At 74.6% G+C, this 12,053-nt stretch carries 2 protein-coding genes; both read left to right on the forward strand.

The window, feature by feature from the left end; translation table 11 throughout:
- The first annotated feature begins 208 nt into the window (after nt 1-208).
- A complete protein-coding gene (locus M4V62_RS43270; protein WP_249593265.1) occupies nt 209-6,343 on the forward strand; it encodes a type I polyketide synthase in 6,135 nt (2,044 codons plus the stop codon).
- A 19-nt stretch (nt 6,344-6,362) separates the two neighbouring features.
- Entirely contained in the window at nt 6,363-12,044 is a 5,682-nt protein-coding gene (locus M4V62_RS43275; RefSeq protein ID WP_430626894.1) for a type I polyketide synthase, read from the forward strand.
- Nucleotides 12,045-12,053: the final 9 nt, after the last annotated feature.

Consider the following 12,053-nt stretch of genomic DNA (forward strand, 5'->3'; position numbering starts at 1 on the left):
GCGTCTGATCCGCGACTGACCTGCCCTCAGACCCAGGTCGAAGTCGAGTGCCGCGCGGAGTGGAGTCGACTCCGCGTCAAGTGTGCCGTGGTGCCCTTGGGCAGGTGGTTCCACGGCCCCTTTGTCGACGGTTCCCGGCAGCGACCAGCACAGAACCCTGGCCGAAGCGACCAAGAGGTGTCACATGGGTTTTCATACAACGGAGGCAGTGGCCGTGGACATCGCGGAGTTCCTGCGCGACGCGGTCGCGGACCTGCTCGGCACACCGGCGGACGCGGTTCCCGCGTCCGTCGCGCTGCGCGACCTCGGTGTCGATTCGGCAGGTGTGACCCAGCTGGCCGGTGCGCTGTCCAGGCGGCTCGGCCGGCCTGTGCCCGGCTGGTTGCTGTGGCAGCACCCGACCGTGGCGGAGCTGGCTGCGGCGCTCGCCGGTGAGCGGGCGCCGGACGGCTCCGCCACGGTCGAACGGCGCACTGCGGCAGGTGGCGCCGACGAGCCCATCGCGCTCGTGGGCCTGGGCTGCCGCCTGCCGGGCGGCGTCGACACACCGCAGGCCCTGTGGGACGCCCTGCTCGCGGGCAGGGACGCCGTCGGCGAGGTGCCCCGGGATCGCTGGAACGCCGACGAGTGGTTCGACGACGACCCCCGGGCGCCGGGCCGGATGTCCACACGCCGGGGCGGCTTCCTCGACGACGTGGCCGGCTTCGACGCCGCGTTCTTCGGCATCTCGCCCGCCGAGGCGGCCCGGATGGATCCTCAGCAGCGCATCGCCCTGGAAGTCGCCTGGTCGGCACTGGAGGACGCCAGGATCGTGCCCGGCACGCTGGCCGGCAGCCGTGCCGGGGTGTTCTTCGGCACGATGTGGCAGGAGTACCACCTGGCGACCGGCGCGGGGCCCGAGACGATCGGCTCGCACTCGGCGGTCGGCTGGGACACCTCGATCGTGCCGGCCCGCATCGCGTACGCGCTCGGTCTGGAAGGGCCGGCGTTCTCGGTGGGCTCGGCGTGCAGTTCGTCGCTCGCCGCGGTGCACATGGCGGCGCACAGTCTGCGCCGCGGCGAGTCCGACATCGCCCTGGCGGGTGGGGTCAGCCTGATGCTGCACCCGCACACCACCGTCGCGATGACGAAGTTCGGCGGCATGAACCCGGCGGGACAGTGCCGCGCCTTCGACGCGGACGCCGCCGGATACGTACGCGGCGAGGGCTGCGGCGTGGTCGTGCTGCGCCGCCTGTCGGACGCGCTGCGCGACGGCGACCGCATCTACGCGGTGCTGCGCGGCAGCGCCGTCAACAACGACGGAGCCTCCAACGGCCTGACCGCGCCCAACCCGCGCGCCCAGGCCGACGTGGTGCGTCAGGCCTGGCAGGCAGCGGGCGTCGCACCGCACCAGGTGGGGTACGTGGAGGCACACGGCACGGGTACCCCGCTGGGCGACCCGATCGAAGCGGCGGCACTCGGCGAGGTGTTCGCGCCGGGCCGCGAGACGCCGCTGCTGCTCGGCTCGGCCAAGACCAACTTCGGCCACCTGGAACCGGCCGCCGGTGTCCTTGGGGTCCTCAAGTCCGCTCTCGCCCTGCACCACGGCCGTCTCCCGGCCAGCCTGCACTTCGAACAGCCCAACCCGCTCATCGACTTCACCGCCCTGCGCCTGGAGGTGGTCACGGCCGCACGCGACTGGCCAAAGGGTCCCCGCCATGCGGGCGTGAGCGGTTTCGGCTTCGGCGGCACGAACGTCCACCTGGCCCTGACGGAGGCCCCGCACCGGCGGGCCCTGACCGCGCCCCCCGAGGCGGGGGAAGCGCCGGGCGGGGCACCGGACGTCGCGTTCTGCTTCTCCGGGCACGGCTCCCAGTGGACCGGCATGGGCCGCGATCTGCTGGCCGAGCCGGTCTTCCGGGCGGAGCTCACCGAGGCCGACCGGGCCGTGGCCGCCGTGACGGGCTGGTCCGTCCTGGAGGAACTCGTCGCCGCGGACAGCCGGCTGGAACGCACCGAGGTGCTTCAGCCCGTGCTGTTCGCCCTGCAGGTGTCGCTGGCCCGCACCCTGCGGCGCTGGGGCGTCGCCCCCGACGTGGTGTTCGGCCAGAGCGTCGGTGAGGTCGCCGCCGCCGTCGTCGCCGGCGCGCTCACCCTGGAACAGGGCGCCCATGTGATCGGCGTGTGGTCGCGGCTCGTGGCCGAACGCGCCGTCGGCACCGGGTCGATGCTGGTGTGCGAGCTGACCGCGCAACGGGCCGCCGCCCTCGCGCAGGGCCGCGTCACCGTCGCGGGGCACCTCGCGCCGGACCAGGTCTGCCTGTCGGGAGCCACGGCCGCGCTCGCCGAGGTGGAGCGCGAACTGGGCGACGCCGGCATCCGGACGTACCGCGTGCACATCGACTACCCCTCGCACAGCACGGAGCTGGCTCCGCTCGCCGACGAACTCGTCGCGCGCCTGGGCACGTTGAGCCCGGCGGCGGCCTCGATCCCCTTCCTGTCCACGGTGACCGGCGACTACGTGGAGGGGACCGCGCTCGACGCACGGTACTGGGCCCGCAACATGTGCCGCCCGATGCTGCTCGACGAAGCTGTGCGCAGGCTGCCCCGGACCCCCGGGCGCCCGCTGCGCGTCGTGGAGATCGCCCCGCACCCGGTGGTGTCCAGGCCCGTGCGGCAGACGCTGTCCGACGCCGCGGACGACCTGGGCGACGAGACGAGGGTGCTGGCCGCGTGCCACCGGGACCGGCCCGCCGCCGAGACGCTGCAGGAGCTGCTGCACGCCCTGTGGTGCGACGGCGTCGACGTGGACTGGGCCGAGGCCACCGGCACCGCGCCGCAGACCGGCCGGGCCTGGCCGTGGGTCCTGTCCGCGAAGACCCCGGCGGCGCTGCGCGCCCAGGCCGCGGCTCTGCACGACCACGTCCGCGACCGTCCCGGTCTTTCCCTCGCCGATGTCGGCCACTCCCTGGCCACCACGCGCACGGCGTTCTCACACCGCGCGGTCGTGGTCGCCAAGGACCGGGACGGCTTCCTGCGGGAACTCGCCGCGCTGGCCGCGGACCGCACCGCGCCCGGCCTGGTCACCGGCGACGGCGCCGAGGCGGCCGACGCGGGCCGCGGTGCCGTCATGGTCTTTCCCGGGCAGGGCGCGCAGTGGGTCGGCATGGCCCGTGAACTGCTCGACCACTCACCGGTGTTCGCCGACGCCTACGCCGCGTGCGCGCGGGCCCTGGACGAGTTCGTCGACTGGTCGCCGACCGAGGCGCTCGATGACGAGGAAGCCCTGCTGCGGGTGGACGTGGTGCAGCCCGTGCTGTGGGCGGTGATGGTTTCGCTGGCCGAGCTGTGGCGCGCCCACGGAGTGCGGCCCGAGGTCGTGCTGGGGCATTCCCAGGGTGAGATCGCCGCGGCCTGCGTGGCCGGCGGTCTCTCCCTGGAGGACGGCGCCCGTGTCGTGGCGCTGCGGAGCCAGGCCATCGCGCGGTCCCTGGCCGGCCGCGGCGGCATGGTGTCGGTGGCCCTGCCGCGCACCGAGGTGGAGCGGCGCATCGCACGCTGGGACGGACGCCTGTCCGTGGCCGTGGTCAACGGCCCAGGACTGACCGCGGTGGCCGGTGCGTCCGACGCCCTGGACGAACTGCTGGAGCAGTGCGCTGCCGAGGACGTACGTGCGCGGCGTCTCGCCGTCGACTTCGCCTCCCACTCGCCCCAGATCGACACCCTGCGCGAGGAGTTGCTCGCGGCGCTCGCGCCCATCCGGCCGCGCTCCGCCGGGACACTCTTCTACTCGACGGTGACCGGCGGCCTCATGGACACGGCGGAGCTGGATGCCGAGTACTGGTTCTGCAACATGCGCAACACCGTGGAGTTCGCATCAGCCGTCGCCGCCCTCGCCGAGCGCGGGCACAGCCTGTTCGTGGAGGCCAGCCCGCACCCGGTGCTGACCCTGGCGGTCGAGGAGTCGGCGGGCGAGGCGGGCGTCACCGCGCTCAGCACCCTGCGCCGCCGCACCGACAGCACGGCCCGGTTCCTCTCCTCGGCGGCCGAGGCATGGGTGGGCGGCGCCGACGTGACGTGGCAGGCGTCCTTCACCGCGGCCGGTCCTCGCGGTCCGCGCACGGTCGACCTGCCGCCGTACGCGTTCCAGCGCAGGCGCCACTGGCTGGACCCGGACGAGAGCTCGCCCGCGTCGGCAGCGGCAGCGGCAGGGGACGCCGAGGACACGGAGTTCTGGTCCGCGGTGGAACGCGGCGACCTGGGTGCCCTCACCTCGTCCCTGGACGTCGACCCGGCTGCGGGCCTGGGCGACCTGATTCCCGCGCTGTCCGCGTGGCGGCGGCGCACCCGCGCGACGGCCGGGGTGCGCGACTGGCGGTACGAGATCACGTGGAAGCAGGTCGCCGACACCGCGGGACCGCCGCCTGCCGCGCCGTGGCTCGCCCTGCTGCCGGCGGGTGAGGCGCGGGCCGCCGAGGTGCTGCGGGGCCTGACGGACGCCGGTGTCGCCCTGATTCCGGTCGTCCTCGGCGACGAGGAGCGGGAACTGACCGCGAAGGCGCTGCGCAAGGCGCGCGAGGATCACGCGGCCCGCGCCGGGCAGGAGTTCGCCGGTGTCCTGTCGCTGCTGGCTCTCGCCACAGGAAGCGACCCGCGGCACTCGTCGGTGCCCGCCGGATACACAGCGACGCTGCGGGCCGTCCAGGCGCTCGGCGACGTGGAGCTCACCGCCCCGCTGTGGTGCGTGACGCGCGAAGCGACAGGAACCGGATCCGGCGACCACACCGTCGACCCCGCCCAGCGCATGATCTGGGGGCTGGGACGAGTGGCCGCCCTTGAGCACTCCGACCGGTGGGGCGGTCTGATCGACCTGCCGGGGACGCCGCACAGCGGCATGTGGCGGCAGCTGGCCGCACTGCTCGGTGGCGACGGCGCCGAGGACCAAGTCGCCGTGCGCGCCAACGGGGTACTGGCGCGCCGCCTGGTCCGTGCGGGAAAGCCGCCCCGCCGTACCTGGAGCCCCTCCGGGACCGTCCTGATCACCGGCGGCACGGGCGCGCTCGGCGGCCGTGTGGCGCGCTGGCTGGCCGAACAGGGGGCCCAGCGCCTGGTGCTGACCAGTCGTCGCGGCCCGGACGCGCCGGGCGCCGAGCAGCTCGTCGAAGAGCTGAGGGCACTGGGCGCCGACGTGGTCGTGGAGTCCTGTGACGTGGCGGACCGCGAACAACTGGGCGCGGTCCTGGACCGTGCCGCGGCGCACGGACCGCTCACCGCGGTGCTGCACACGGCGGCCGTCCTGGACGACGCGACGATCGACGCGCTCGACCCCGGCCAGGTGGAGCGGGTCCTGCGCGTCAAGGCGCAGGGCGCCTGGAACCTGCACGAGATGACGCAGGCGCACGACCTGTCGGCGTTCGTGCTGTTCTCGTCGTACGGGGCGACCGTCGGCATCCCCGGGCAGGGCAACTACGCCCCCGCCAACGCCTACCTCGACGGACTCGCCGAACTGCGCCACCTGCGGGGACTGCCCGCCACCTGTGTGTCATGGGGTGCCTGGGGCGGCGGCGGGCTGGCCGGCGGCGCCGTCCGGGGCATCCTGGAGCGGCACGGGGTGCCCGAGATGGACCCGGATCTCGCCCTGCTGGCCCTCCAGCAGGCCATCGACAGCGGACGGCCCTGCCAGACCGTGGCCGATGTGCGCTGGCCCCGGTTCCGCACGGCGTTCACGGCCGCCCGGCCGAGCCCGCTGCTCGCCGATCTGCCCGATGCCGTGGAGCTGGCCCGGGTGGGCTCCGCGCCCGCCGCAGTGGCGGGCCAGGACCAGGGCAAGCCGGATCTGCGCGGGCGTCTGGAGAGGCTGCCGCACGGACAGCGCACGGACGCCGTCCTGGAGGTGGTGCGCACGCACACCTCGGCCGTCCTTGGCTACCGCCCCGAGGAGCGGGTGCAGGACCGGTCCTTCAAGGAGCTCGGGTTCGACTCGGTGACCGCTGTCGAACTGCGGAACCGGCTGAACGCGGAGACCGGTCTGCGGCTGCCGGCCACGCTCGTCTTCGAGTATCCGACGCCGACCGCGCTGGCCGGCCACGTGCTGGCCGAACTCGACGTCGGCGCCGCTGCCGGGACGCAGCGGCCGATGGACGTCGACGCGCTGGAGGCTGCCGTCACAGCCCTGGACGCGACGGCTCTGGCCGCGGTGGACGCGGAGCGCCTGTGGGCCGTCTCCCGTTCTCTTCAGAAGATCCTCGTCCACGCCGGTGCCCGGCAGGCGCCCCCGGAGGAACCGCACGAGGCGCCGCAGGCGCTCGACGACGCGTCGGACGACGAGTTGTTCCAGTTCATCGATGAGAAGTTCGGACTCTGACATGGCGAACGAAGACAAGCTGCGCGACTACCTCAAGCGCGTCACCGGCGAACTGGACACGGCGCGGGAGCGACTGCGGCAGGCGGAGGCCAAGCACCGGGAGCCGATCGCCGTGGTGGCGATGAGCTGCCGGCTGCCGGGCGGCGTCGCATCGCCCGAGGACTTCTGGCGGCTGCTCGACGAGGGCACCGAGGCCATCGGCCCGTTCCCCGAGGACCGGGGCTGGGACACGAAGGGGCTCTACGACCCGGACCCGGACAACGCGGGAACCGTGTACGCCACCGGCGGCGGATTCCTCGACGAGGCGGCCGCGTTCGACGCGGACTTCTTCGGGATCTCGCCCCGCGAGGCCGTCGCGATGGATCCGCAGCAGCGGCTCCTCCTGGAGAACGCCTGGGAGGCGTTCGAGGGCGCGGGCATCACCGTGGAGTCGGTGCGGGGCCGGGCGACGGGTGTCTACATCGGCACCAACGGTCAGGACTACGCGGATCTGATCGGTGGCGGCAGCAGTGAGGGGCACGCTCTGACGGGCGCCGCCGCCAGTGTCCTGTCCGGACGCATCGCCTACGCGCTGGGCCTGCGGGGCCCGGCCCTGACCATCGACACGGCCTGCTCCTCCTCGCTGGTGGCGGTGCACCTCGCGGTGCAGGCGCTGCGGCGGGGCGAATGCTCGCTGGCGCTGGCAGGCGGGTCCACGGTGATGGCCACGCCGCACCTTCTCGTCGAGTTCAGCCGGCAGCGCGGCCTGGCGCCGGACGGGCGCTGCCGGGCCTTCTCCGACCACGCCGACGGCACCGGTTTCTCCGAGGGCAGCGGCATGCTGCTCCTGGAGCGGCTCAGCGACGCCCGCCGCAACGGCCACCGTGTGCTCGCCGTGGTCCGGGGCACCGCCGTCAATCAGGACGGTGCGTCCAACGGACTCACCGCGCCCAACGGGCAGGCACAGCAGGACGTGATCCGGGCCGCCCTGGCCGACGCCGGGCTCGGCGCCGCCGACGTCGACGCGGTGGAGGCACACGGCACCGGCACCCGGCTCGGCGACCCGATCGAGGCCCGCGCACTGATCGCCACGTACGGGGCGGCCCGCGGGCCGGGCGACCCGCTGTGGCTGGGCGGAGTGAAGTCCAACATCGGTCACACGCAGGCCGCCGCCGGAGTGGCGGGCATCATCAAGATGGTCCAGGCGCTGCGCCACGACCGGCTGCCGCGCACCTTGCACGCCCAGGAGCCGAGCACCCACGTCGACTGGTCCGGCGGCGGGGTGCGGCTGCTGTCGGAACCGGTGCCATGGACGCCTGGAGAGCGCGTGCGCCGCGCCGGTGTGTCCTCGTTCGGCATCAGCGGCACCAACGCGCACATCGTCCTGGAGGGCCCCGAGGGCAGTACGCCCGAGCCGGCACCGGACGCGGAGCCCGCGCAGGACACCGTCCGCCGCCCGGTCGTGCCGTGGCTGCTCTCCGGCCGGGACGAGAGCGCGCTGCGCGCACAGGCGCAGCGGCTCGCCGACTCCGTGACGGCCCGGCCCGCCACGGACGTGGTGGACGTGGCGTACTCGCTGGCGACCGCGCGCACCGCGTTCGGGCACCGGGCGGTGGCCGTGGGCGGCGACCCCGAGGAACTCCTGAGCGCCGTACGGGCGATCGCCGACGGCACCGCGGCCCCTGGCACCGACGCGCTGCCGGGCCGGACCGCGTTCGTCTTCCCCGGGCAGGGGGCCCAGCGGCCCGGCATGGGCCGGGAGCTGTACCGGGACTTCCCGGCGTTCGCCGCGGCCTTCGACGCGGTCTGCGCCGAACTCGACCCGCTGCTCGAACGACCGCTGCGGGACGTCGTGTTCGCCGAGCGCGGCACCCCCGGGGCGGAGCTCCTGGACCAGACCGGATGCACGCAGCCCGCGCTGTTCGCCGTAGAGGTGGCGCTGTTCCGGCTCATGGAGTCGTGGGGAGTCACCGCCGACTACGTGATGGGTCACTCGGTGGGCGAGCTGGCGGCCGCGCACGTGGCGGGCGTGCTCTCCCTCGCCGACGCCTGCGCCCTGGTCGCCGCCCGCGGCCGGCTGATGCAGGCCCTGCCCGCCGGGGGAGCGATGCTCGCCGTCAAGGCACCCGAAGCGGAGGTGGCGCCGCTGCTCGCGGGCCACGCGCACGCGGCGGGCGTGGCCGCGGTGAACGGTCCCGACTCAGTGGTGATCTCCGGGCCCGCCGAAGCCATCGACGCGGTGGCCGCCGAACTGGCCGCCCGCGGCACCAAGTCACGGCGGCTGACCGTCTCGCACGCCTTCCACTCGCCGTTGATGGACCCGATGCTCGCCGACTTCGCCGCGGTGGCACGGCGCATGACGTACCACGCGCCGACGCTCGGTCTGATCGGCAACCTCACGGGCGAGCTCGTCGTCGACGAGGTGCGTGACCCGGACTACTGGGTGCGGCACGTGCGTGAGTCCGTCCGGTTCGCCGCCGGCACCCGTGCGCTGACCTCTGCGGGGGTGACCCGCTTCGTGGAACTCGGCCCGGACGCCACCGCCGCCGCGATGGTGCAGGACTGCCTGGCCGACCAGGGCGTCGAGGACACGACGGCAGTGGTGGCGCTCCTGCACCGCGAGCGCCCGGAGACGCGGACGCTGATCAGCGCGGTCGCCCGCGCGCACGTCCACGGCGTCGCCGTCGACTGGGAACGGTTCTTCGCGGGCATGGGCGCGGACCAGGTGGAGCTGCCGACGTACGCCTTCCAGCGGGCGCGGTACTGGCCCGAGCCCTCGGCCGCCGCGACCGACACCGCGGCCCTGGGCCTCGGCGATCCCGCCCACCCGTGGCTGGGCGCGCTCACGGCGTCCGCCGACGGCTCCTGCCACATCTTCACCGGCCGGCTCTCGCTCGCCGAGCATCCCTGGATCGCCGACCACACGGTCTTCGGCCGGGCGGTGGTGCCGGGCACCGGACTTCTGGAACTGGCCCTGGCCGCCGCGCACCGGTCGGGCGCCGCCGGCGTGGCCGACCTCACCCTGGTGGCGCCGCTCGTGCTGCCCGCCGACGAGGCGGTGCACGTCCAGGTCGTCGTCGGCGGCGGTTCCGCCGCCGAGAGCGGACCGCGGACGGTGACGGTGCACAGCCGCAGCGCGGCCGGCGCCGATGGCCTTGACGACTGGACGCTGCACGCCACGGGCGAGCTGAACCCGGCTCCCGTGGACGCGTCCGGTGGCTTCGCCTGGGCCGGCCAGTGGCCGGTGCCGGGTGCGCAACCGGTCGCCATGGACGGCTTCTACGAGTGGTTCCAGGACAAGGGAATCGACTACGGCCCGGCGTTCAGGGGCACCGCGGCACTGTGGCGGCAGGGCGACACGGCGTACGGCGTGGTGCGGCTGCCCGGCCAGGGCAGCGCCACGGACGGGTTCGGGCTGCATCCGGCGCTGCTGGACGCGGCGTTGAACGTGATGAGGGCCGTGTCGGTGGACGACAACACGGACGGGCAGGACGGCGTGCTGCTGCCGTTCGCCTGGTCGGGCGTCGAGTTGTACGCCACCGGCGCCCGCGAACTGCGCGTACGGGTCGACGTCCGTGACACCGCCGCCGGCCGGCATCTGACGGTCGAGGCCGCCGACGCCACCGGCACCCCGGTCGCCCGCGTGCAGGGCCTGGAACTGCGCCGGGCCACCGCCGCGCAGATCACGGCGGCCGTGGCGGACACCGCCGCACGGGACCTGCATGAGCTTCGGCTGCGGCCGGTGCCCCGCCCCCACGCATCGGCGCAGCGGCCCGCCACCGTCGTCCTGGGCGGCGAGGGACGCATCGCCGAAGCGCTCGACTCCCCCGCCGTGCCCTCCTTCGACGCGCTGTCGGCCACCTTGGACGGTGGTACGCCGCCGCGGCGCGTCCTCGTCGACGCGACGGGCCTCATCGACCGCTCCGACGAGGAGGTGACGCAGGCGGCGGCCGACGCCTTGGCACTGCTCAACCGGCTGCTCGGCGAACCCCGCCTGGAAGAGGCGGAACTGGTGTGGGTGACGCGGACGGCACCGAGCCCGTACGACGACCTGGCCGCGGACGCAGGCGCGGACGCAGGCGCCGACGGCCGGGGCCTCGCTCCGGCGTCGCTGCGCGGCCTGCTGCGCACCGCCCGCAGCGAGTACCCGGACCGGTCGCTGCGCACCGTCGAGATCAGCGGCGCGCACAGCGGTTCGGCATCCGAGTCGCTGCCGCACGCCTTGGACGTGCCCGACGAACCGGAGCTCGTGGTCCGTGGCACGGACGTGTTCGCACCGCGCCTGGTGCGCGCCGAAGCATCGGCGCCCGACGTGCCGGCTCCGCCCCTGGACCCGGACGGCACGGTCCTGCTCACCGGCGGCACCGGCGAGCTGGGACGGGCCGTGGCCCGGCATCTGCTGCGGGAGCACGGCGCACGCCGTCTCGTCCTGACGTCCCGGCAGGGTCCCGACGCCCCGGGCGCCGACGCCCTGGTGCACGAACTGACCGCGGCGGGCGCGCTGAGCGTGCGGCTCGCCGCCTGCGACGTGGCGGACCGGGACGCGGTGGCACAGCTCCTGTCCGGCATCGACCCGGCACACCCGCTCACCGGCGTGGTGCACCTGGCCGGTGTTCTCGACGACGGCCTGGTGACGGCGCAGAACGGCGAGCGCCTGGCACGCGTCTTCGCGCCGAAGGTGCACGGCGCACTGCACCTCGACGAACTGACACGGGGGCAGAACCTGGCGGCGTTCGTGCTCTTCTCCTCGGCCGCCGGTGTGCTCGGCACGGCGGGCCAGAGCACCTATGCCGCCGCCAACACCGTCCTGGACGCCTTGGCCGCCCGGCGCCGGCAGCGCTCCGAGACGGCGCACAGCCTCGCCTGGGGCCTGTGGCAGCAGAGCGGAACCGGCATGACCGCCCACCTCGGCACGGCCGAACTGTCCCGGATGCGGCGGCAGGGCATCGCTCCGATCCCGGTGGAGGACGGTCTGCGGCTCCTCGACGAGGCACTGTGCCGACCGCAGCAGCCGAACCTGGTGCCGCTGCGGCTCGACACCGCCGCGGCCGCCCGCCACCTCGGCGAGGGTGGCCAGGTCGCCCCGGTGCTGCGCGCGCTGGTGCGGCAGCCGGAACTGCCCCGAGCGGCGGCGGGGCCGTCCGCCGCGGACCCGGCGTCACTGCGCCAGCGGCTCGAACCGCTGACCGTGGAGCGCAGGACCCGACTGGCCACCGAGGCCGTGCTGGAGGAGGCCGCCGCGGTGCTCGGGCTGAGCAACCCGACGTCCGTCTCGGCGGACCAGGTCCTGAAAGACCTCGGCCTCGACTCGCTGATGGCGGTGGAGCTGCGCCGCCGGATCGCCGCACGGGCCGGTGTGCGGCTGCCGTCGACACTGGCGTTCGACTACCCGACTCCGGCCGCCATCGCCGGACTCATCCTGACCCGGCTCGACCTCGCGGCCGACCCGCAGAGCACGGCAACGGCCGAGGACCCCGACACCGTCCTGGCCCGGGTCCTCGGCCGTGTGTCGGCGGACGACCTGCACCGCAGCGGCCTGTTGGAACTCCTCGTGGACCTCGCCGACCGCACGAACTCCCCGGACCCGGACGGCGCGCAGGTCGGCCCGGCCGCCCGGTCCGCATCCCCGTCCGGCACACCCCGTCCCGTGGAGCGGTCCGTCGACGACATCAACGCGGAGCTCGACAGCCTGCTGGCCTCGGTCGGCGACGAGGCCTTCTGACATGCGCCC

Source organism: Streptomyces durmitorensis (assembly GCF_023498005.1).
GTDB lineage: Bacteria > Actinomycetota > Actinomycetes > Streptomycetales > Streptomycetaceae > Streptomyces > Streptomyces durmitorensis.